Source organism: Pseudoalteromonas sp. TAE79 (assembly GCF_000498015.1).
Classification (GTDB): Bacteria; Pseudomonadota; Gammaproteobacteria; order Enterobacterales; family Alteromonadaceae; genus Pseudoalteromonas.
The window spans coordinates 1-23,223 of record NZ_AUTL01000200.1; the positions used below are offsets into that span (position 1 = coordinate 1).

Sequence of the window (23,223 nt, forward strand, 5' to 3'; positions counted from 1 at the left end):
CTATCTACAGACGGTTTAATTTATGGTCCAAAAAAGGGATTTTGAATGAACTGTTTCGCGCATTATCTCGTGATGCGGACATGGATTGGGTCTTCATTGATGGCAGTATTGTCAGGGCTCATCAACATAGTTGCGGTGCAAGAACTGCTGACAATGAATCAATTGGAAAGAGCCGAGGTGGAAATTCTACGAAAATTCATCTTGCAGTCGATAGCGGAGGGTTGCCTGTTTATTATGAATTATCCTGTGGAAATACGCATGATATCGTCCATGCAGAGTCACTCGTAGCTAATTGCCCAACAAGTAATATGGTTGTCGCAGATAAAGGCTACGACAGTGAAAAACTGAGAGCGTTTGTTCGTGATAATAACGCTACACCCGTTATTCCACGTAAGGGCAACAGTTTAGTAGGCAATGAAGATATTGACTGGTGCATGTACAAATATCGGCACTTGGTTGAGAATGCATTTGGCCGTATTAAGCAATATAGAGGGATAGCCACGCGGTATGAAAAGCTTGAACGAAATTATCATTCAATGCTCGCTTTAGCATTTACTATGATGTGGCTACCAATGTGGGCTGATTGATATATGTACTACAAAGATCAACAGCCCCTAGCGTTTAGGCAAAATGAATATAAAAAAATAGTAGAATCACTTGTAAGTAATTCTCCAGGAGAAAATGATGCAATATGTTTTCATGCAGGGGTTGAATTGTTTGAAAATGACAGGACACCACGCCACCATTATATTCAATCGTCTTTTGATTCAAATGTATGCCAAAATAACAAAACCACTTCAACGAGAAGACCATGAAACAAGAGAAATATTAGAGCTGTTTTACAAAAAATATTGTAGAACATAAAGGCCAATAGCACTTCTGGGGAGCAATACATCGTTTAGAGGATCAGCCGACATCCTTTTTCGCGCGCCTGTTAGGGCGCAAGAAAATAAAAAAGTTCTTAAATATGCATCAGACAGTAGTCTGTCAGGGCCCTTTCTATATCTTGTTTTTGTGATAAAAATACATCAGCCACTACTTTACTTTCATCTTTTATGACGCGGTATAGTATTCGAATGCCGCCTTTGTTGTACTCTCTCCATGTTTTAATTCCAAGCTCTTGCATTAGAGGCGGTGATATTTGGCAAGATTCCGGTGCTCGTTTTATTCTTTCCTCAAAGTCATCTATTATTTTCTCTATTTTACTAATAACTTCTATTTCAGTTGAGTAGTATGATAGATGATTGATTAGGTTTTCCGTTGTCTTATAAAATGATTCGGTGTATTCAATCTCAAATTTTTGCGTCATTATTTATTTTCTCCGCTTCAAGTTTACGATTGGCTAATCGTTTCTTGAATGAAGCACTAGACATAACTCTGTTGTTTTTTGAATCTTCTACAGAGAATGATAAAAGCTTCAATAAAGCGACCGCTTCATCTCTTCTTTTCTTCTCTGCAAATGACTCAATAACAAACGATGGGATTCCGTTCTGAGTTATAATCATAGGCTCATCAAGTGTTAAAGTAGCCGCATTTTTCTTTAGGTAGCTGATAGTCTCAACTCTCATGGTATTCACCTTTTTATTTGTTCCAAATTAAGCACGAAGTATTCAACTGCTTACTTAAATTATAGCATGAGAATAATAAAAGACTAAATTTAGTCTTTATTTAGGCTTCCCCACAAGGTGTATATCTTTATTTTAAGGTTTATCCACGAGTACCTTAGGGTAAGTCTTTTTGTGTGTAGATTTTTTTAGTTGATATACTCCTCCTAAAGAAGAATAAATAAGGATTCTATTCGTGACGTTTTTAATTGGTTTTTGGCCTGTAGATAAAATTGGTAGTGAATTCATTCCGCCATTGGATGAAGGCGATCTCATGTATATGCCTACTACCTATCCCGGTATTTCAATTGGTAAAGCAAGGGAGTTATTGCAGCAAACAGACAAGCTTATTCGCACTGTGCCAGAAGTTGAAACAGTGTTTGGTAAAGTAGGAAGAGCTGAAACTGCAACCGATCCTGCACCTTTAACCATGATTGAAACCTTTATTCAATTGAAGCCACAAGAGCAGTGGCGAGAGGGTGTGACTACTGAATCGTTAAAAGCTGAGTTTGATAAATTGATTAAGTTTCCGGGCTTAACGAATGCTTGGGTTATGCCAATCCAGACCCGAATCGACATGTTAGCAACAGGCATAAAAACGCCTGTGGGTATTAAAGTCGCCGGACCAGAGCTTGATGTGATTCAGGAAATCGGCCAACAAATAGAGCAAATTTTACCCGAAGTTACAGGCACAGCATCAGTTTACTCAGAGCGAGTTGCAGGTGGACGATATATCAACGTTGATATTTCACGCGATAAGGCAAGTCGCTTTGGGTTAAACATCGAAGATGTTCAACAAGTGGTTTCTACAGCTATTGGTGGTATGAACGTTACCCAAACGGTAGAAGGTCAAGAGCGTTACCCTGTTAACTTACGCTATCCGCAAGACTATCGAGACTCTCCTGAGCAGCTATCACGATTACCTGTTGTAACACCAAGTGGTCAACGCATTGCACTAGGTGATGTCGCAGATATTCGAGTTGAGAACGGTCCGCCGGGGATTAAGAGTGAAAATGCTCGTTTAAATGGCTGGTCGTTTATCGATATAGACGGTGTTGACGTAGGTACTTATGTTGAAAGTGCAAAAATACACTTGGCTAATAATCTAAAACTACCAGCAGGTTATTCAATTACTTGGGCTGGGCAATACGAATATATGGAAAGGGCGAAAGAAAAGCTCACCTATGTAGTGCCTTTAACACTCGCCATTATTGTTATTCTACTTTACTTAAACTTCAGAGCGTTTAGTGAGGTGGCTATCATTATCGTTACCTTGCCGATGGCGATGATTGGTGGCATATGGTTGATGTATCTGGAAGGGTTTAACTTCTCTGTGGCTGTTGGCGTGGGCTTTATTGCTCTAGTTGGGGTAGCGGTTGAGATTGGTGTGATAATGTTGGTCTATCTCAATCAGGCACTTGCTGAGCTTAAGGAAAAAGCTGAAGAGCGAGCTGAACCTATCTCTGATGATGCATATCAAGATGCATTATTGCACGGTGCAGGCTTACGAGTTCGCCCAGTAATGATGACAGTTGCAACAATCATTATCGGCTTGATGCCCATTTTATATGGTACAGGAACAGGTTCGGAGATTATGAGTCGTATTGCTGCACCTATGGTAGGCGGAATGACAAGTGCTGTGCTACTCACTCTTATTGTGCTCCCAGTAATTTACTCAATCGTTAAAAAGCCAGAATTAAACGCCTTTAACAAGGAGCTTTCTAAGGCGGAGCTAAAAAGTAATGCTTAGCGAAGTTAAGAAACCATAAATAGCAATTTCAATAAACTAAAATAGAGGTAAATATGAAAAAACTAATTAAATTTTTAACCGTAATCAGTGTCGTTTTTAGTAGTGCGGTATTTGCGCATGTGCATCTTGAAAAAAGTGTGCCTGCTGATAATGCAATGCTAATGAATCCTCCAGAAGAGTTAACTTTGGCGTTCACCAAAGAGGTACGTGTTGTAAAAGTTTCATTGGCCAATAAACAAGGCGAAGAATTTAAATTTGGATTCGAGCCTTCTAAAGTCGCTACTAGCAAATTTACATGGAAACTACCTAAATTAGCTCCTGCAAACTATGCTGTGGATGTAACCTTCTTAGGTAACGATGGTCATAAAATGAAACATAGCTTCGGCTTTATGGTTCACTAAAATAGGCGGTGTGATTGATATGGAAATGTATATCTGGAATACAGTCATTGTACTGTCAAAAATTGTATTTTACGTCGGCTTTGCCTGTATTGCTGGTTATACATTTTTCAGGCAAATATTTGAGAATAATGAATCTCATACTAATACTGTAATAGCGAATTTAACGTGGACAAGAACTTATATAGTTATGGCTTTGATCGCTAATATTACTTGGTTCTTTGCCAGTACTGGTGCAATGGCAGAAGAGGGAATTCAGGGGGCGATAGACGCTGATATATTGGCTATTATGTGGGACTCCTCTGTCGGCACTGGAGCTTTGCTTCGAGCGCTTGGGCTAGTTACCGCAATAATCGCTTTAGCTTTAAGGTTCAAACTCGCTGTGAACTCGTACTTAAAACAAAGCGCTTTAATGTTGAGTTTATTAATCCTTGCATACTCATTCACGTTACTGGGTCATATTTCTGAGTTAGGCACAATTGAAAAAGGCTTGCTTATTTTGCATGTGCTCGTTATGGCATGGTGGTTTGGGGCGTTATTGCCACTAAAACAGGCTTGCCATCAGCTAAGTTATGCAGAACTTCATTTGCTGATGGAAAGCTTTGGCAAACAAGCAAGTTTTACAGTGAGCCTATTGTTGGTAGCAGGCCTCTGGCTCGTGATTCAATTGATCGGAAGTCTTGATGCACTAATAAGCTCAAGTTACGGACAAACACTGTTGTTTAAATTGGCCCTTGTAGTGTCTATTTTGGCACTTGCTGCTAAACATAAACTAATACTCGTTCCACAACTTAAAAATAGTCAAGGCAGAGAGGCTTTATCTAAATCTATCTCGATAGAAATGGTAGTAGCTTTTGCCATTTTATCTGTAACGGCTGGGCTTACTAGTGTTGTTGGCCCTGCAAATTAAAACCTAAAAGAGAGAATGAAAATGAAAACAATAAATATATTACTTGTTTTATTAATGACGTTTAGTTTCGCAGCAAACGCTCATGGTGATAAGAACAAAGACAAAGGTTTGTTTAAAGGTATAGATACCCCTGCCGCAAAAGTTGTTTTGGCATTTCATCAAGCACTTGAAACTGGCAATCAAAAACAGGCTAGAGCGCAGTTAGCGGATGATGTCACCATTTTCGAGGGAGGCCGCGTTGAAAGGAGCGCTGATGAATATGCTCATCATCATATGTTGTCGGATATGAAGTATTTAGCAGCGATGAAGAGCGACACACTTGAACATCAAGTGACGATACTTGGAAATACCGCTATCTCTGCGTCGCGTAGTCAAACTACAGGTACTCATAAAGGTGTTGAACGCGATTATCAAGGCATGGAAACGATAGTGCTGGAAAAACAAAATGGTGAATGGAAGATTAAGCACATTCATTGGTCACATTAATTTATTGGTTAAATAACGGAGTACAAAATGAGAATTAAAAATCCATTACATCAAGTTTCTACGCCACGTAGACGCTTTGTACAAGGTGTAATTGCTGGCGGTGTATTAGCTGCTTTTCCAAGTGTTCTTCATGCAGCTTCATCTTTGATTGCTGGAACTTCAACAGGTACTGCGCCCGAACTAAGTGGAGAAGTAATAGATTTAGTGATAGATGAGTCACCCGTAAACTTCACAGGTGTAGTGCGTATGGCAACCACCATTAATGGCTCTATTCCCGCGCCAACATTACGCCTTAAAGAAGGTGACGATGTGACCATTCGCGTTACCAACAATTTAGCGGTACCTAGCTCTATTCACTGGCACGGAATTATTTTACCGTATCAAATGGATGGTGTACCGGGCATTAGCTTTAAAGGCATTATGCCTGGCGAAACGTTTGTTTATAAATTTAAGTTACAACAAAGCGGTACTTATTGGTATCACTCACACAGTGGCTTTCAAGAAATGACCGGTATGTATGGGGCGTTAATTATTGAGCCTCGTGAGCAAGATGTTATCAGCGCAGATAATGAACATATTATTCAACTCTCTGATTGGACTGATGATGATCCTATGGAGTTATTCCGTAAATTAAAAATTCAGGGGGATGTGTTTAACTTTAATCAGCCCACTGTACCTGAGTTTTTTGATGACATAGCAACAAGCGGCGTTGCTAATGCACTTCAACGACGTGAAATGTGGAACCAGATGCGAATGAGTCCAACCGATTTAGCTGATTTATCGGCTTCGGCAATGACCTATTTAATGAATGGTACTGCGCCAATGGCTAATTGGCGTGGGCTGTTTAAAGCGGGTGAAAAAGTACGTTTAAGATTTATTAATGGCTCAAGTAACACCTTTTTTGATGTACGTATCCCAGAGTTAAAATTAACTGTGGTACAAGCAGATGGACAAAATGTTGAACCCGTTACCGTAGATGAGTTTCGCTTTGGTCCAGGTGAAACCTACGATGTGGTTGTTGAGCCTAAAAATGACGCATACACAATTTTTGCACAAAGCATGGACCGCTCAGGTTATGCCAAAGGGACTTTGTCTGTCGCTGCTAATATTGATGCGCCAGTGCCTGCACTTGACCCAGTTGAGTGGTTAGCAATGCGGGATATGATGGGCAATATGGATCACTCTGCTATGCCTGGAATGGATCACAGCGCTATGGGCCACGCTAGCATGGACAAAACCAGTATGGATCAGGGGGCAATGGATCATAGCACAATGGACCACGGTGCAATGGCAATGGATCATAGCACAATGGACCACGGTGCAATGGCAATGGACCATAGTAAGCATAATATGGGTAAAAACCCACTGGCTGTTCCAAGTCAGAAAGTTCGCCACGCTAAAACAGAATATGGCGCCTCAATTGATATGCGCGTTGATACGCCACGCACAAACTTAGACGATCCTGGTATTGGGCTGCGCAATAACGGCCGTCGAGTTTTAACACTTGCAGATTTACGCTCTCTTGATGGCATAGTTGACCACCAAGCACCCGAAGCCGAAATTGAGCTGCATTTAACCGGCAACATGGAACGCTACAGCTGGTCTTTTGATGGCTTAGAGTTTGGTAAAAGTACCCCTGTGCATATGAAGCATAATCAGCGGGTACGAGTTATTTTACAAAACGATACCATGATGACACACCCTATGCATTTACATGGTATGTGGAGCGACTTGGAGAACGATCAAGGCGATGTGTTAGTTCGCCGCCATACCATAATGGTACAGCCCGCCCAAAGAATTAGCTTTTTAACTACGCCACATGATGTTGGTCGTTGGGCTTGGCATTGTCATTTACTGTTTCATATGGATGCAGGTATGTTTAGAGAGGTGGTTGTATCATGAGAAATTTAACCTTATCAACAGTACTTACTAGTGCACTATTAATTAGCGCACCGTTATTGAGCCTGAATGTGTTTGCTCAAACTGAAATGGGCGACATGTCTGGCGATATGGCGGGNGGCGATAAAATGCAGCCGCAAGGCGGCGATGCCCCTAAAAATGCTCGCGATCCACACGCTTATGCTAATGGCACAACCTTAACGCAAGGGCCATATGCTTTAGCAGATGGCGAGCGCTTAACCCTTGCAGATGAGTATAAGTTTTACGCTATTTTAGGTGATCGCCTTGAGTATAACGAACAAGCCGATGCTGCTGTTTTCGATTTACAAGCTTGGTACGGCACCACCTTTAATCGATTAGTGATAAAAACCGAGGGCGATGTTAGTTATGGCAAGCTTGAAGAAAATCAAACTGATATTTTATGGGGTCATGCAATTTCGGCTTATTGGGATACGCAAGTCGGTATTCGCTACGATTATTATAAAGAAGGCAAAAACCGTCAATGGTTAGCGTTTGGTATTCAAGGCTTAGCACCTTATTGGTTTGAGCTTGATATGACAGCGTATGTAGGTGAGAGCGGCAATACAGCATTTACAGCAGAAGCTGAATATGAGCTGCTTTTAACACAAAGGCTCATTATACAGCCTCGTGCTGAAATAACATTTTATGGTAAAGACGATGAACAAAATGAGCTAGGCAGTGGGCTATCTAGTACTGCTATTGGCGTTAGGGTTCGTTATGAATTTACTCGCCAATTTGCACCTTATGTAGGTGTAGAGTGGACTAATAAATTTGGTAGCACAGCAGATTACGCCAAGCTAAACGAGCAGAGCAGCAACGATACTGAGTTTGTTGCCGGTTTAAGATTTTGGTTTTAATACGAAGAAATAACTACATTGATTTAATGAGAGCTACCGCAATTATATTGATGGTAGCTTTTCATTTTGTCTGGGATTTAAACTATTTTGGTTATATTAGAACAGACATACCTAACGGCTTTTTCTGGAAAGAGCTAAGAGCAGTAATAGTAAGCTACTTCTTGTTTTCAGTCGGTGCCAGTCTGGTGTATACCTATCAAGGTGGAATATCAGCTAAGAAGTAAAGTTGGCGAATGGTTAAGGTTAAAGAGTAAAGGCAAAAAACATCGCCATTGAAAGACGTACAATAGGCCATTTTATCACTTTTGATGAACGGGAATTGGATGTGCCCGGGATAGAACCGATTGTTGCAAAGTACTGCGCTTAAAGCTGAACAATTGGAAAAATGACCCATTACTCAATACCTAGTTATGAGCGTAGGGTTTTTATTTCTTTTAATGGTGCTCATGCTTGGCTTCAATCTCATGAGTATAAATTAGACACCCCTTTTATACTTGTGAAGTTTAAGCTGTTTAAAAAAGTAAAAAGTTTAGGTTTTAGTTCAAAGGTTGATCAAGATCATAAAATTATTTTTATAAAGTGGCTAATATTGTAGGTGCTAAAGAAGGAATGATAATGTTTGGACTTTTCAGGTGGTTTAAAATAGTAATAATAACTGTGTTGCTTACGCAGCATGGCTTTGCTATTGCTAAACCAATGAATTGTGAAGAGCATCATAATGGCTCATCCGACACGCATATTATACAACCAAGCAAAAATATGCATCATCAATCAATGATTGACAATAGTCACTATCACACTGAAAATTCGCAAGATTCTAAAAACCGTCATGGTGATGAAGACTGTGAAAAATGTAAAGCTGGTGATTGTGTTTGTTGTGAAGGCGGTTTTTGTACAAGCTTTCATTTAAATGCCTATCTTGTGCAAGCGCAAGAGGAAGGTATTTGCAATATTTACTCTGAGCTACTTCTACAGCGTACACCTCTACCAAAACCTGGTATCCATCTCTTACTTTATCGTCCACCAATTATTGGCTAATCACAGGATCAGTGCGTCTTTTTTTCGCCACTCCCATCAAAAATAGAATGACTTATTCATTGATTTAAATAATCAATTGTTTTGAACGATTAGTACGATATTTGGAAAGGCATTATGAAAATGCTCAAGTTATTGCCATTTACAGTAATTAATACTGTCGATTTTGGCCGAGATTCCTCTTTTTACCAAAAATTAGTTTTTAGCTTTTGCATTATTAATCACGAATAATCACTTGACCTGTGTCTTAGACACAGGCCTAAGCTGTAGGTGAGATTACAAACTTAGGTTAAGAACTAAGGAGTGAACATGAAAGTTGCAGAGCTGGCAAAAAGCCTTGGAACGACTGCTGATACGGTGCGCTATTACTCGCGATTGGGATTGTTAAAACCTGCTAAGTCAGTGAACGGCTACAAGTCATACTCGAATAAAGAAGTATCGAGACTTAAATTCATTTTAAGTGCCAGAAACCTTGGTTTTTCTGTTGCAGATATCAAGGAAATTATTAATGAATCTGAAGATGGTAAAAGTGCGTGCCCATTAGTCAGAAGCCTGATCAAAGAGCGGCTTGAAGAAACAGAAAAGCAGTTTCAAGCAATGTTGGCACTTCGAGGAAAAATGTCTTCTGCGCTTTCTCGATGGGAAGAAATGGAAGACAAAGCACCGACTGCAAACATGGTTTGTCATCTCATCGAAAACTTTGAGCAAATTAAAAAAGCATAGGAGGAAAAAGGGTGGCTACTAACACAAATATAAAAACTGAATCAGGCTGTTGCTGTCAGGCAAAAGCTCAATCCTCTTCGTGTAAAAGTAAGGAGAATACGTTGGAGAAAGTATCACATAACCAACAGCTTATCATTGAAGGTGCTGGGTGTGCTAGCTGTGTAGGCAAAATTGAAGGGGCGTTGAAGGCAACTCTTGGAGTCGTCAGTGCGGAAATGAATTTTGCTGATAGGACAGTAACAGTTTATGGGACAGCTAAAACAAAAGAATTGATCAAAGCTGTTGAGTCAGTGGGGTATAACGCGAAGCCAATTGATGATAGCTCAGCAACAGATGCGCTTGATGAGAAAGAGGCGGCTGATTGGGCATATTATAAGAAGCTAATGCGCGATACGTTTATTGCCCTTTCACTCGGCGTTCCTTTGATGATCTACAGCATTGTAGTTGGAGAAATGACGGTTGAAACAAACCTTGAACGAATTTCTTGGTTGGTTGTAGGCATTTTAACTTTTGGTGTTATGTATTTTTCAGGCAAGCATTTCTATGTAGGAGCATGGAAGAGCTTCAAAAATCATTCAGCCAATATGGACACCCTAATTGCTTTAGGAACAGGCACGGCTTGGTTGTATTCGATGGTTGTCGTGTTTGCACCTGACGCTGTTCCATTGATGGCACGGCATGTTTATTTTGAAGCTACCGCCATGATCATTGGCTTAATTGATTTAGGTTTAGCATTAGAAATCAAAGCCAGAGGTAAAACCTCTGAGGCCATTAAACGTCTTATCGGCTTGCAAGCCAAAACAGCAACCGTGGTTCGTGACAACAAAGAAGTTCAGATAGGTATTGAGCAGGTTTTATTTAACGATATTGTGAAGGTAAAACCGGGTGAAAAAATTCCCGTCGATGGCGTGGTATTGGAAGGACACACCTCTATTGATGAGTCCATGCTGACAGGCGAACCTATGCCTGCTGAAAAAGCTGAAGAAGATGAGGTTGTCGCAGGTACTTTGAACAAATCAGGCATGATTTTATTTAGAGCCACACGCGTTGGTAAAGACACGGCGCTTGCACAGATCATCAATATGGTGAAACGAGCACAAAATTCAAAACCGCCGATTGGCCGTTTGGCCGATGTTATTTCAGCTTTTTTCGTACCTGTCGTGATGATTACCTCTGTGTTAAGTGCGCTAGCATGGCTTAACTTTGGACCTGAGCCAGCCATTGCTTTTGCCATCGTTTCAGCAACTACTGTGCTTATTATTGCCTGCCCGTGTGCTTTAGGCTTGGCAACACCCATGTCTGTCATGGTGGGAGTAGGAAAAGCAGCAGAAGCCGGAGTGCTTATTCGCAACGGTGAGGCACTGCAAACCGCCTCTAAAATCACTGCCATGATTTTAGATAAAACGGGCACTATTACTGAAGGGGCACCTAAGGTAACCGATATTATTTTAGCAAAAGCTACTGACGAAAAAGACGTACTACAGCTTGCAGCAAGTTTAGAAAGCGGCTCAGAGCATCCTTTAGCGCAAGCGATTGTTGAAAGTGCGTTAGATCAGGATATTGAGTTACTAAAAATTGAAGCCTTTAACGCCATTACGGGTTTTGGTGTAGAAGCAAGCTGCAACAACAAAGCCCTGCTTTTCGGAAACGATAAACTAATGAAGTTAAAAGGCATAGACCTCACAGGCTTTGTTGAACAAGCACAGTCTTTAGCCAAAGAAGCCAAAACACCTATGTACTTTGCTGTAGATGGTGAACTTGCAGCAATCATTGCTGTTGCAGATCCTATCAAGTCAGACTCAATCTCTGCTATCAAACGGCTTCAGGCTAATGGTATACGCGTCATCATGTTAACGGGTGATAACAAGGAAACCGCTGCCGCCGTAGCTAAAAAAGTGGGTATTAGTGAGTTTCTTGCTGAAGTGCTGCCAGAAGATAAAGCCAACAAGGTGAAAGAGCTACAAGAAGGCGGCGAAATTGTTGGTATGACAGGAGATGGCATCAACGATGCTCCTGCGCTAGCGTTAGCCGATGTTGGCTTCGCCATAGGCACAGGGACTGATGTAGCTATCGAAAGTGCTGACATTACCCTAATGCGTGGTTCACTTCATGGCCTTGCTGATGCCATAGCGGTAAGCAAAGCTACTTTACGAAATATCAAACAAAACTTGTTTGGCGCGTTTGTCTATAACGTAGCCGGGATTCCTTTTGCTGCGGGGGTTCTATATCCCTTCTTTGGCATTCTGCTTAGCCCTGTAATTGCAGGTGCTGCAATGGCGTTTTCGTCATTGACTGTAGTGTCAAATGCAAATCGACTTCGCTTTTTTAAAGCAAAAGAGCATTAAGGAGAATCACAATGATGGTTATTAACTTATTAGGCTTAATGTTAATCGCGCTGATTGTTTGGTGGTTTTGGCTATATAAACCCAATAAAACAATCGTTCAAGGTAATGAAGTACTCATTGAAGTGAGGGATGGTGTGTATTCCCCATCCTCAATTCAGGTGTCTGCTAGCCAACCTGTCACTCTGAAGTTTATGCGCAAAGATCAATCCCCCTGCGCTGAAACAATGCTTATTCCTTCATTGGATATAAGCGAACAGCTTAAATTAAATGAAATTACTCAAATTACCCTATTGAACTTATCACCGGGAGAGCATGAGTTTCACTGTCAGATGCAAATGTATCGCGGTGTCTTAAAAGTCGTTTAGGAGGGCAATATGAAAAATCAACACACTAATTTTTGGTCAACACCTACAGGCTGGGCTGCACTGGCACTTATTGCCGCAGTGACCTACTTCTTAGTGCTTGAGCATGGTCAACATATGCTGCAATTTCTTCCCTACTTGATTTTATTGCTATGCCCCTTGATGCACGTATTTATGCATGGCAGTCATGGTAAACATGGTCACGATCATTCACATGCGCCTGATGAAAAAAAGGAAGAGAGCTCTTAAGAACTCACGGATAAAAATGCAGCCTATCACGATGGCTACATACAAGGGTTAGAAAAGGCACGTAAGGAATCACATAAAAAGGAGAGCAGTGATGAATGAAACATATGATTATGGCTTATGGTCAATGGTGATACTGAACTCAGCAATTTTTATCTTTTTTGCCTTTAGTTTTGTCAAACCAAAAACATCAACTGATTGGAGAAGTCTAAGCGCGTTCTCTGCCTTTATTGTTGCCCTATTTACTGAAATGTATGGCTTTCCTTTAACTATCTATTTTCTGTCGGGGTGGCTGACGGAGACCTATCCAGAAGTAAATTTCTTTGCGCATGAAAATGGGCATTTATTACATACTTTCTTTGGATTTCAAGGTGATGCCCATTGGGACCCATTTCATATAGTGAGTATGGTGTTTATTGTTGCAGGTTTCTTTATGTTGTCTTCAGCATGGAATGTATTGCATCACGCGCAAAAACATCATCAATTGGCTACAACTGGATGGTATGCAAGGTGTCGCCACCCACAGTATGTAGCTTTCATTCTAATCATGTTCGGCTTTTTATTGCAGTGGCCGACAACCCCAACACTTGCGATGTTTCCGATCTTAGTCGTTGTTTACGTCGAGCTAGGGAAACGCGAAGAAGCACAAGCGATTGCTGAGTTTGGTTCGGAGTACCACAGGTATATGGAATCGACACCGAGTTGGATCCCAAATTTTAATAAAAGTGTAGAAGGTAAAAATCATGAAAACGTTAACTAAATCAATTTTATTTATTAGTTCACTACTGATAACCACTAGCTCATTTGCCCAAAACAATGAGCATAAACATGAAGGTGCGAACAAAGCTGATATGCATCAAGGCATGGCAATACCACATGAGAACATGGGAGAAATGCACAAAAAGATGATGGAAATGAAAAAGGAAGTCCATGTCATTAAAACTGAAAAAGATCCTGAAAAGCAACAGCAGATGATGGTTGAACATCACCGTTCAATGATGAAGATGATGCAATCCATGCATAAAAACATGGAAGAAATGCCAATGCATCAACAAATCAAGATGGCTGAACATCATTTAGAAATGATGGGGAACATGATGCCGCAGATGAACCGCAAAATGGAAGAAATGAAAGATAGCAATCAACAGCATTCACACAAACATTAGGAGAAAAATTATGAGCGATTTAAATCATAGAGTTGGCGTTAGAGAGCAAAATTTAGTTGTTCGAAATCTAAAGCTTAGCAATGTCACAGAAGAAAGCTGTGACGAGTTAGTAAAAGAAATAGATCAGCTTTTTGGTATAGATGAAGTTAGTTACAACATCAAAGAAGGTGAAATACACCTTGCCTATGATGCCGCAAACGTAAGCCTTGATGGGATTGAGGAGGTAATCCGTAAGTATGGCGCAGATGTTCATAATGATTGGTGGACACATACTAAAGAAAGTTACTATAAATTTGTTGATCAGAACATCAAAGATAACTCTGTTCATAAGCCTTGGAGTTGTCATCAAGCACCTTCGGGGGCTGGCCGGAAAAACAAATGAATTCATAAAAAAGTGTATAGATAATTAGTTAGTCAAATGAGGTAACAGTGATGAAAACACCCTATATAAAAGCTCTTTTATTGCTTACATTCGGTTTATATTTAGTGGGTTGTTCCAATACCACTTTTTATCATAAATACATGGTGAGAGGTCAGGTAGTAGAAAGTTCTGATAATCGAACTCTAATCTGTATTGGTGCTAAGCATGGCGCAGAGGTTGGGCAAAAATACAGTGTTATTAGATTCCATGAAAGAATAGTATTGAGTGAAGGTGAAGATCCCTACACTATCGAAAAGGTAGGAACGGTACAAATTACTAAAATTGTGAATGATCATTTCGCAACTGTAAAGCTAGTGTCTGGTGACATTGCAGCGAAAGATATGGTGGAACTTGAAAACTAATAAAGTGGTGGCGAAAGCCACCACAAGAGCATAACAGTGAACTACCCATCGACGCCACTCCGTGTCGATCAATGGGCTTCTACAGTCTAGCTTATGAATGCTAGGCTGCTTCTTTTTTCTCAGATCCAACAGCAAACTTCGATAGCTCGAAGACTTTCATTTTATTAGCTGCTTTCTGCTGAGATGTGGGGGCTACCCTTGCGACGATCCCAGCCGCAATCAAATCTAATTCACCTGTTTTTGCTATGCTTTTAGCCGCTGACAAGTCCCGGTTTTGGTTAGTTTCACAAGCCGTACATGTGAAATATCTGTCGTTCAATGTCAAAACATGATGTTGGCCGCATTCTGCGCAAATCCCAGTCGATTTTTCAAATCGACCAATTTCATGATAGAGTTTACCTTCAAGCTCAGCCTTGTATTTTGAAAGCTGAGTTATCAGAGCCATCACATTGTCAGCTACCATACTGCCATTGAATTTTTGCATCGCTTTTAGGGGTTTTGCGCCCATCCCCTCGAAATTAACCTTAGCTTGAATTTTCACGCTTAGAGTAACTTTTCGTACCATTGGACTTCACCCCTTGAATAACACAGTTTGTATTATTTAGCCCATCCCCTCGAAATCGGCATTAGTATTCTTAAGTAATAATACACAGTGGTAAACTATCTTATGAAAAGTTTACCACTTTAGTCGCTTAAATCGGCTTTATGGTAATGTTAAGCAGTTGACTGGTAAACATTAACCTCATTGATTAAGGTATGCTGATTAAAAATAACAAGAAAGGCTTACCACTATTTCTTCATCAAACACCAAGCGTATACAAATTCTCAGCGAATCAGAAATCAACGAACTCTATGCCTTACCCAATTTTAACCGTAAAGATCGTGATGATTATTTTTCGTTAGATAGTGAAACTCAAAGGCTCGTCAACGAATTAAGACGTATTGAAACCAGAGTGTATTTTATCTTACTGCTTGGTTACTTTAGGTCACGGCCAATAGTATTTAATTTCTCATTTACTCAAGTCAGTAATGATTTAGATTATGTAAGATCCAAGTATTTCAGCGATAAAGATATGTCTCTTGAGGATTTATCACCAACAACAAAAACTAAGCTGATTAATAAGTTATTAAAATATACAGGGTTTACAGCATACCAAAGCAAGTTAGATAAAGAGCCGCTATTAAAAAGGCTTAACGATGTTGTAAAAATCAACCTTGAACCAAGGTATGTTTTTGATGAATGTATTGCTTATTTTGGTCAAAACAGAATAGCGCTAGCTGGTTATACAACGCTGCAAGACACTATTTCTACGGTATTATCAAATGAGCGTAACCGAATTGAAATGGTGCTGCTTGATAGTTTGTCTTCAGGTACCAGAAAAACATTACTTAAATTACTTGAGTCAAATAATACCTTTACTGACTTAGCCAAGTTAAAGAAAATGGCTAAGGACTTTTCAACGAGCCAAATCACCCAAGAGCTGAAGACGCATAAAATTATACGCTCGCTTTATCCAGAAATTAAGTCACTGATTGCTGAACTGGAGCTATCACCTAAAAATCTTGAATACTATGCTTCACTGGTAAAGCACAAGTCCGTTTATAAGCTTAGAAGACACGCAGATAGCCAAACTATTTTATATCTCGTTTGTTACTTGTTCTTCAGGTACCGAGAGACTAACGACAATCTTGTTGCTGCATTTATTTACTTGGTAAGGAAGTTAACCGAATCAGCTAAAGGCTATGCAAAGCAGCGTATTGTTGAAGATGTAGCCATTGTAAGAACCAAATTAAAATCCGCTGGTAGTTTATTAAAGTACTTCATCGATACCGATATGGACGATGATTTAAGCTTTGGTGATGTACGTAAAAAAGCCTTTGAATTGATCCCTGCTGACAGTATTAAACTGTTAAGTGATCACTTAGATAATAACGACTTTGATGGCCGTCAGTACGAATGGCAATTTATTGATAAACAATCCAGTAAAATTAAAAAACTTATCCGCTCATTATTTATGTCTATCGATATTGAGTTCATTCATTTAAAGGATGAACTCCATGAGCAGTATGTTATGGCACATTCTGAACTTAGTGAATTAAAGGCTATCCAAACCATTAACATCGATGTGGTACCTAAACATGACCGAGAGTATTTAGAGGGAGAAAATACCAAATTAATTGCTAATCGATTTGAGTATTTCCTTTATCGTAAAGCCGAACAATTATTTCACAGTAATAGCTTAACGGTGAAAGAAAGCGTTAATAACCGTAGTTTAACGTCAGATCTTATACAACCTAAAGAATGGCAGCAAAAAGAGACAATCATTGAAAACACTGGCCTTGATAAGCTGGCAACACCGATTAACCAAACACTCGCAGATAAGAGCCAACAATTAGAAGTTAAGCTGAAGGAAGCAAGCGAGCATATCTTTAGTGGTGATAATAAGTATGTTGAGTTTATTCCTGGCAAAGCCGAACTCAAGTGGTCAATTCCTAACAGCCGTTGGCAACAAACAATTGAAAACCCGCTCTACAATCAAATTCAACACATGGGTATCGTTGAACTCATGTTGTTTGTTGATCAAAAGACAGGTTACTTAAATTCATTTACACACATATCAGCAACTAAAGAAAAATCACCAGTAAATAAAGAAGATCTGATCGCCTGTATATTGGCAAACGGCACCAATTACGGCCTATATAAAATGGCGAATATCTCTGACCGTTCAATGGGTAAATTACGCAGTGTAGATGATAGTTATGTCAGATATGAAACACTCAAAACGTCTAATGATCAGGTTTCTAATGCTATAGCCACGTTGCCAATATTTGCCTATTACCATGTGGACGATAATCAGTTGTTTTCAAGCATTGATGGTCAAAAATTTGAGTGTCGCATAAATACGTTTAAGGCTCGGTATTCGTCTAAGTACTTCTCCAAAGGTAAAGGTGTTTCAGCATTAACATTGGTTTCTAATCATGTTCCGGTGAGTACGCAAGTCATTGGCGCTAACGAATATGAAGGTCACTTTGCTTTTGACTTACTCTATAACAACTCTTCAGATATACAGCCTAATACCTTATCGACCGATACGCATGGTACCAATAATGTTAACTTCGCTATATTAGATTTCTTTGGTTACACATTCGCCCCTCGATACGCGAAAATGAAAAAGGTGTTTTTTGAGCTATTTGAAGTGACTGAAGAGAACGGAGGCCGTATTCAATTAAAGAAAGATATTAATCATAAGCTAATTGCTGAAGAATGGGACAATATTCAGCATATTGTTTGTTCATTGAGTCGTAAAACCACCACTCAAAGCACAATCATTAGAAAGTTGAGTAACGGCAAGAGCCGAAGATTGTCAGCATTGCATGAGTACGACCGTTTAATTAAATCTATTTATGTTTTGGAGTATGTTGATAATTCAACGTTGCGTCATTACGTCCAGCAAGCCTTGAACAGAGGTGAAGCATACCATCAGTTAAAACGTGCTATTACTTCAGTTAATGGCAATAAATTTCGAGGGGGGAATGATTACCAAGTATCACAATGGAACGATTGTGCTCGACTCATTTCAAATTGCATTATTTATTATAATTCCGCGTTACTATCGGCATTTTTACAAATCCAAGAGAGGAACGGTAGGCAAGATGTGGTTGATGTTATTTCTCGGCTTTCACCTGTTGCTTGGCAACACATTAATCTAAATGGGGAATATGCCTTTAATAAAGACCGCAAAGAAATCGACTTAGCTGGTTTACTTAGTGATGTAAAATCAATAAGTTAAAGAATGCCATCTGTTTGTATTTCTAATTCAAAAGGTACTGCGCATCAAAGTGCCATTAAAAATTGGAGGTGTTGATATTCTATATGCTTGATATATACAAGCTAACATTGATAGAAAACAGATAAGCTAACAAGTTTTTAGTCGAGCCATGAACTGTTCTATAATTGTTCTAATTGCAAAACTCTTCAATTTGGTTTGTTACTAGATTTAAAAATACTTTTCTATGCTCGATTTTAGTAAGTAGCAGCTTTTGGATGTCTTCAGGAACTTTTCTTTCTCCTGCATCTATTGCCATTAGTAATGGCTTGATATCAACTACAAGAAGACCTGCCGCCCTTGCTGCTCGAATGAACTTTAATCTCTTTAATGCACATAAGCCGTAAAGTGAATGGCCTGACTTAGTTTTTTCTTCGCAGTGTACTAAGTTCTCAAGAACATAATTTCTTACCGTATGGACAGATGTTTGTGCAGCTAGTGCCAGTTGAGAAATACTCAAAGGAAAATCCAACGCATCATCATCACTACTAATGAACTTATTGATGTCAGGTATCTCTGTCAAAAAACTGACTTCACCAACAGGAATGTTTTCAACCTTAGATTTAATCATGATTTAGCATGCTTCCAATTTGTGTTGTTAATGGAATGCCTTAAGATATCTTGATTACATTCAATCAATTGGCACTCCATTAACATTTCTGTAAGTACATTACCGTTAAATGATTACCCTGCGCAGCAAGATAGCTCTTTAACGTCTTTGCTAAAGGTTTGAGCGCATAACTTCAATCCTTCAACCATCGTCAAATACGGAAATAGTTGACCTGCCAATTCTTCGACTGTCATTTTATTATGAATAGCAAGAGCCGCACTTTGAATCAGTTCTCCGCCTTCATGGGCTAAAATTTGTGCGCCTATCAGTTTTCCCGTGGATTCTTCAGCTACCAACTTGATAAAACCATCCGTTTCAAAATTTGCTAAAGCTCTTGGTACGTTTTCCATATCAAGTACACGACTTATCGTATTTATTCCTACCGCTGAAGCTTGTACTTCGGTTAGACCTACCGTAGCAACTTGTGGGTCGGTGAATATAACAGCAGGCATGGTAGATAAGTCGAGTTGCGCATTTCCACCTGTCATATTAATTCCAGCCCTACTTCCGGCAGCAGCAGCAACATAAACAAATTGTGGCATATTGGAGCAATCTCCAGCGGCATAAATGTTAGCTGTTGATGTTTCCATCATACTATTAACACCAATGGCACCACTTTTATCTGTTTCAACACCAACATTTTCTAAACCAAGCTTTCCAGTATTTGCATGGCGACCCGTAGAGATAAGCAATTTTTCAGCGATTAATGTTCCTTCGTTAGTTTCCAATGAAAAACCATTGCTATCATAAGAAACATGACTTGCTTGCGTATTATTAAGTACCCTAATACCTTCTTTTTCAAAGCACTCTGCCAGTTTTTCACCTAATAACGGATCTTCAGCATATAAAAGGGTATGTCTGGCTAGAATTGTCACACGGCTACCTAAACGGGCATAAGCTTGCGCAATTTCCAGAGCAACAACGGAGGAGCCGATGACAACTAGACTACTCGGTAACTCTTCTGCAAATAAGGCTTCTGTTGATGTCCAATAAGGTGTATCAACTAAACCCTTAATTGGCGGAATGCTTGGTGTAGAGCCTGTTGCAATTAAAATGCGATCTGCAACCAGCTCTTCTTCACTACCATCAGACTTGTGAACTAGCAAGGTATTTTGATTTTTAAAACGTGCATAACCTTTAAGTAAAGATAGCGCGGGATTACTCTCTAAAATACGTTGATATTTAGCATCGCGTAGTTCTTCGACGCGAGCGTTTTGCTGATGTGCTAATAAGGAGCGGCTAAGTTGTGGCTGAATATTTTCTAAACCATCAAACGGGTTAGTACGTTGCTGATGCGCTAATTGCGCAGCACGGATCAATATTTTTGAAGGAACACAGCCGACATTTACACAGCAACCTCCGATTACATCGGCTCCTTCAATGATAGTAACTCTTGCTCCGCCTTCTGCTGCTTTAATCGCACTGGCAAAGGCCCCTGAACCACTACCAATAATGGCTACATGTAATTGTTCTGGCTGGATGTCATTTGACGAGCAACAACTATTCGTTGACATATTTTATTCCTCTTAAAAAGTTAAGCGGTACAAGTTTCATCATCACAGCGTTTATTCGCAGGAGAAACCATGTCCCAAATTGATACAGCAACCATTAGTCCTAGCCCCGTATAAGTAACGTATGAACTCCACCCGTACTGGAACCAAGGGTATAAAGAGAGTAAAACCAAAATGGGGCCAATTGAACCGATAAAACTACGGTGCCATTGACGATGGCTAAACCAGCCTAAGATATTCATTGCCAGCGCTAATACTGCAAACAGTGGTAACAACGTATTGATAAATACCCCTTCCCACTGACTAAGAAATCCCATCCCAATTGCCGCACCAAGACTAGCTATCGCGGGAAAACACATGGCGCATCCCATTGCCGAAACAAGTGCACCTATAGAGCCTGCTTTATCTCCGATACGCGTAACTAGTTCTAAGGGGCTAAACATTACTTATTTTCACTTTTTAAATTTGAAGGGTAGCCAGCGTTGGTAGTCGCTGCAATTAATGCATTGATGTTGGTTTTAGTGTCATCAAAAGAAACAACAGCTAGCTTAGGCTTGTAGGTAACTTTCGCATTTTCAACGCCATCAACATTTTCTAATGACTTTTTAACTGTGATTGGACATGTCGCACAGTTCATCGTTGGCACTTCCAGTGTAACTGTTTTTACTTCAGCAAAAGCACCAAAACTAGAAAGTGAAAGCAGTGCGGTTAATAATAATTTTTTCATAATTAGCTCCAAATTTTAAAATGTTATAAATTTCTTGATCTGTATATTAAGCAAACAAAAGTATCCAATAATTACTGGTCACTAAAATTGTCGCAACTATAACGCTCAGCCAGAAAATGACTTTTCGTTGTTGCTGTTTCTTAGGAATTGCACAGGCCGTTCCCGGCTCACACTCTTCTACAGGACGGTAAATTTTCCAACCTGAGTAACCAAACAACAACACTACAAATGCGATAAATAATGGCCTATAGGGTTCAAATGCAGTTAAATTACCAATCCATGAGCCACTTACCCCAAGTAATAACAGGAGCAAAGGACCTACACAGCATACGCCTGCGCCTAATGCTGCTATGATGCCTCCTATCATTGGAAGGTTTGATTCTTTTTGATTCATATAGATACCTCATTAAGTGATAATGCAAGTGTATTGCATGTACCTAAGTACGGAGTCAAGGGTGATTTATAAAAAATTTATCTTTGATAATCTGCTACGACAGATACGGGGAATAAGCTAACTTGAATTAAGGCGCAGAAGTAAAATTGGATATGCTGTTTTAGTGGGAAATGGTAGTTAAGTGAATCATTTACTTCGGTTGCAACGAATCAATTATTGGGCAGTGGCTATCGTCATCATTATTTTGGCATTGTCCTAAATGTTCTTCCAAAGCGTGTTCTAACAACAACAAGTCAGCCATCTTTTTTTGTACTGCGATCAGTTTTTTATTAGCTAATTCTTGTACTTTACTACATGGACTATCGTTTAACGCAAGTAACCCTTCAATCTCATTTAGCGTAAAACCTAATTCTTGAGAACGCTTGATAAAATGTATTCTATTTACCGTTTCTTTCGGGTAATGTCTATAGCCCTGCATAGGCTTTGGTGGTTGTTTAATTAAGCCTTTGCGTTCATAAAAGCGAATTGTTTCGACATTTACACTCAGTTCTTTAGCCAACATACTTATGGTTCGTTTAGACACGTTATCAATTACCTTACTGACTTTTTGTTTACTTACTTTATATCTAATTAAAGTGACCATCAATGAATACCAGTTTAAACATCGCTAATTGATTTTGTTTTTTCTTCTATTAAATAAGTAAAGTTACCGTTGTTACAACAATATTAAACCACAACAATGTATGGTTTATCCTTTTTCATTATCAAAGTCCAAATTAGTGTTATTACATGCAGTTCTACATGAGTACACCCTAAAGATACTGTTAATATATCACAGGCAATTACGTAATGACACCACTTAAATAAACCTATATGATATGACACCATCTAAATAGACCTAATTAGGCAAAAATGTTCATAAGAGCATATTTACGAGCATCAACTTCTGAGCAAGATGCAAATAGAGCAAAAAGCTCATTAAAAAAATTCGTTTCTGGCTTCAGCAAACGAATTGCTTCTTTTTATATAGAAAATAAATCTGGTAATTCTTTAGATAGACCAGAGCTAATTCGTTTATTGGATGAATCAGAGTCCGGTGATGTTTTGTTAGTTGAATCAATCGATCGTTTAACAAGGCTAAGCCCTGATGATTGGAAAACTCTTGTAGCCTCAATAAATGAAAAAGGAATTAGTGTTGTTAGTTTAGATCTACCAACCAGTCATTTAACATTTGGCAGTTTTCCAAGTGATGATTTTATGAGATCAATACTTAGTGCTATTAATAATATGCTGTTAGAAATATTAGCGGCCAGTGCATATAAAGAATATCGAGAACGTGAACGTAAGCAAAAAGAAGGTATTGTAAAAGCACAGCAAAAGGGACTTTATCACGGTCGTCAGCCTGATTTAGAGGCTCATGATAGGATTGCCTCGTTTACTGAAGCTGGATTTAGTATTAATAAAACGGCTGAAGCAGTTGGAGTTAGTCGAAGTACGGTAATTAGAGTTAGAAAAAAGCTTAAAAATTTAGACTAAGGTTAATTTCGAGGGGATGGGCGCAAAACCCCT

General features: G+C 39.4%; 26 protein-coding genes and 2 pseudogenes. 19 read left to right on the forward strand and 9 right to left on the reverse strand.

Translation table 11 applies throughout. The features are described 5' to 3' along the window. On the forward strand, positions 1 to 587 hold a 587-nt coding region (locus L655_RS0114980), incomplete at its 5' end, for an IS5 family transposase (RefSeq protein ID WP_024603875.1). A 374-nt stretch (positions 588 to 961) separates the two neighbouring features. On the opposite strand, the gene L655_RS0114990 is transcribed toward L655_RS0114980, so the two are convergent. Beyond that, entirely contained in the window at positions 962 to 1,309 is a 348-nt protein-coding gene (locus L655_RS0114990) for a type II toxin-antitoxin system RelE/ParE family toxin (protein ID WP_024608499.1), read from the reverse strand. After that, the gene (locus L655_RS0114995) at positions 1,293 to 1,568 is read right to left on the reverse strand and encodes a prevent-host-death protein (protein WP_024608500.1); all 276 of its coding nucleotides are present in this window, start codon (positions 1,566 to 1,568) and stop codon (positions 1,293 to 1,295) included. Before L655_RS0114995 ends, L655_RS0114990 begins: the two co-directional genes overlap by 17 nt. Before the next feature lie 232 nt (positions 1,569 to 1,800). On the opposite strand from L655_RS0114995, the pseudogene L655_RS0115000 reads away from it, so the two are divergent. The 16 genes and pseudogenes from L655_RS0115000 to L655_RS0115080 form a co-directional block, all read left to right on the forward strand. Continuing rightward, positions 1,801 to 3,354, forward strand: a pseudogene (locus L655_RS0115000) (efflux RND transporter permease subunit); the annotation flags it as partial. Between the two features lie 53 nt (positions 3,355 to 3,407). After that, complete coding sequence (locus L655_RS0115005; protein ID WP_024605460.1) at positions 3,408 to 3,755, forward strand: copper resistance CopC family protein; 348 nt, start codon at positions 3,408 to 3,410, stop codon at positions 3,753 to 3,755. Between the two features lie 19 nt (positions 3,756 to 3,774). Further along, a complete protein-coding gene (locus tag L655_RS0115010) occupies positions 3,775 to 4,662 on the forward strand; it encodes a CopD family protein (protein WP_024605461.1) in 888 nt (295 codons plus the stop codon). 15 nt (positions 4,663 to 4,677) lie between these two features. Further along, positions 4,678 to 5,148, forward strand: coding sequence for a nuclear transport factor 2 family protein (locus L655_RS0115015; protein WP_021032425.1), 471 nt, complete (start codon positions 4,678 to 4,680; stop codon positions 5,146 to 5,148). A 27-nt stretch (positions 5,149 to 5,175) separates the two neighbouring features. Further along, on the forward strand, positions 5,176 to 7,050 hold the full coding sequence (locus tag L655_RS0115020; RefSeq protein ID WP_024605462.1) for a copper resistance system multicopper oxidase: 1,875 nt from the start codon (positions 5,176 to 5,178) through the stop codon (positions 7,048 to 7,050). Continuing rightward, positions 7,047 to 7,925 carry a copper resistance protein B gene (locus L655_RS0115025; protein WP_024605463.1) on the forward strand — a complete coding sequence of 293 codons (879 nt, stop codon included), beginning with the start codon at positions 7,047 to 7,049 and terminating at the stop codon, positions 7,923 to 7,925. Before L655_RS0115020 ends, L655_RS0115025 begins: the two co-directional genes overlap by 4 nt. Then, positions 7,916 to 8,149 (forward strand): heparan-alpha-glucosaminide N-acetyltransferase domain-containing protein, encoded by a 234-nt coding sequence (locus tag L655_RS0115030; protein WP_024605464.1) that lies wholly within the window; start codon positions 7,916 to 7,918, stop codon positions 8,147 to 8,149. The genes L655_RS0115025 and L655_RS0115030 overlap by 10 nt, the downstream gene beginning before the upstream one ends. 391 nt (positions 8,150 to 8,540) lie before the next feature. Then, positions 8,541 to 8,963, forward strand: coding sequence for a hypothetical protein (locus tag L655_RS0115040; protein WP_024605466.1), 423 nt, complete (start codon positions 8,541 to 8,543; stop codon positions 8,961 to 8,963). Positions 8,964 to 9,269: 306 nt separating this feature from the next. Beyond that, complete coding sequence (locus tag L655_RS0115045; RefSeq protein WP_004589265.1) at positions 9,270 to 9,683, forward strand: MerR family transcriptional regulator; 414 nt, start codon at positions 9,270 to 9,272, stop codon at positions 9,681 to 9,683. 101 nt (positions 9,684 to 9,784) lie between these two features. Beyond that, on the forward strand, positions 9,785 to 12,028 hold the full coding sequence (locus L655_RS0115050) for a heavy metal translocating P-type ATPase (RefSeq protein ID WP_004589266.1): 2,244 nt from the start codon (positions 9,785 to 9,787) through the stop codon (positions 12,026 to 12,028). 11 nt (positions 12,029 to 12,039) lie between these two features. Then, entirely contained in the window at positions 12,040 to 12,393 is a 354-nt protein-coding gene (locus L655_RS0115055; protein ID WP_004589267.1) for a cupredoxin domain-containing protein, read from the forward strand. A gap of 9 nt (positions 12,394 to 12,402) precedes the next feature. Then, positions 12,403 to 12,738, forward strand: a pseudogene (locus L655_RS0115060) (DUF2933 domain-containing protein). After that, positions 12,731 to 13,396 (forward strand): isoprenylcysteine carboxylmethyltransferase family protein, encoded by a 666-nt coding sequence (locus tag L655_RS0115065; RefSeq protein WP_024605468.1) that lies wholly within the window; start codon positions 12,731 to 12,733, stop codon positions 13,394 to 13,396. The pseudogene L655_RS0115060 and the gene L655_RS0115065 overlap by 8 nt, the downstream one beginning before the upstream one ends. Beyond that, positions 13,380 to 13,802, forward strand: coding sequence for a hypothetical protein (locus L655_RS0115070; RefSeq protein ID WP_004589270.1), 423 nt, complete (start codon positions 13,380 to 13,382; stop codon positions 13,800 to 13,802). The genes L655_RS0115065 and L655_RS0115070 overlap by 17 nt, the downstream gene beginning before the upstream one ends. 10 nt (positions 13,803 to 13,812) lie before the next feature. Beyond that, positions 13,813 to 14,184: a hypothetical protein gene (locus tag L655_RS0115075; protein ID WP_008109666.1), complete on the forward strand. Its 372-nt coding sequence runs from the start codon at positions 13,813 to 13,815 to the stop codon at positions 14,182 to 14,184. A 50-nt stretch (positions 14,185 to 14,234) separates the two neighbouring features. Then, entirely contained in the window at positions 14,235 to 14,585 is a 351-nt protein-coding gene (locus L655_RS0115080) for a hypothetical protein (RefSeq protein WP_024602002.1), read from the forward strand. 100 nt (positions 14,586 to 14,685) lie between these two features. On the opposite strand, the gene L655_RS0115085 is transcribed toward L655_RS0115080, so the two are convergent. Further along, positions 14,686 to 15,150: a zinc ribbon domain-containing protein gene (locus L655_RS0115085; RefSeq protein ID WP_024605469.1), complete on the reverse strand. Its 465-nt coding sequence runs from the start codon at positions 15,148 to 15,150 to the stop codon at positions 14,686 to 14,688. A gap of 256 nt (positions 15,151 to 15,406) precedes the next feature. Between L655_RS0115085 and L655_RS0115090 the strand changes: the two genes are divergently transcribed. Beyond that, positions 15,407 to 18,376: a Tn3 family transposase gene (locus tag L655_RS0115090; RefSeq protein WP_275041153.1), complete on the forward strand. Its 2,970-nt coding sequence runs from the start codon at positions 15,407 to 15,409 to the stop codon at positions 18,374 to 18,376. A 169-nt stretch (positions 18,377 to 18,545) separates the two neighbouring features. Here L655_RS0115090 and L655_RS0115095 read toward each other — a convergent pair whose 3' ends face one another. The 6 genes from L655_RS0115095 to merR all read right to left on the reverse strand — a co-directional run bounded on the left by L655_RS0115095 (position 18,546) and on the right by merR (position 22,297). Next, positions 18,546 to 18,983, reverse strand: coding sequence for a MerR family transcriptional regulator (locus L655_RS0115095; protein WP_008110853.1), 438 nt, complete (start codon positions 18,981 to 18,983; stop codon positions 18,546 to 18,548). 113 nt (positions 18,984 to 19,096) lie between these two features. After that, a complete protein-coding gene (gene merA, locus L655_RS0115100) occupies positions 19,097 to 20,536 on the reverse strand; it encodes a mercury(II) reductase (RefSeq protein ID WP_024603994.1) in 1,440 nt (479 codons plus the stop codon). A gap of 20 nt (positions 20,537 to 20,556) precedes the next feature. Then, entirely contained in the window at positions 20,557 to 20,976 is a 420-nt protein-coding gene (gene merC / locus L655_RS0115105) for an organomercurial transporter MerC (protein WP_008467331.1), read from the reverse strand. Next, a complete protein-coding gene (merP, locus tag L655_RS0115110; RefSeq protein WP_008110847.1) occupies positions 20,976 to 21,260 on the reverse strand; it encodes a mercury resistance system periplasmic binding protein MerP in 285 nt (94 codons plus the stop codon). The genes merC and merP overlap by 1 nt, the downstream gene beginning before the upstream one ends. A 46-nt stretch (positions 21,261 to 21,306) precedes the next feature. Further along, complete coding sequence (locus tag L655_RS0115115; RefSeq protein WP_008467333.1) at positions 21,307 to 21,654, reverse strand: mercuric transporter MerT family protein; 348 nt, start codon at positions 21,652 to 21,654, stop codon at positions 21,307 to 21,309. 190 nt (positions 21,655 to 21,844) lie between these two features. Continuing rightward, a complete protein-coding gene (merR, locus tag L655_RS0115120) occupies positions 21,845 to 22,297 on the reverse strand; it encodes an Hg(II)-responsive transcriptional regulator (RefSeq protein ID WP_008110844.1) in 453 nt (150 codons plus the stop codon). 269 nt (positions 22,298 to 22,566) lie between these two features. On the opposite strand from merR, the gene L655_RS0115125 reads away from it, so the two are divergent. After that, positions 22,567 to 23,190: a recombinase family protein gene (locus L655_RS0115125; RefSeq protein ID WP_008467336.1), complete on the forward strand. Its 624-nt coding sequence runs from the start codon at positions 22,567 to 22,569 to the stop codon at positions 23,188 to 23,190. Positions 23,191 to 23,223 lie beyond the last annotated feature (33 nt).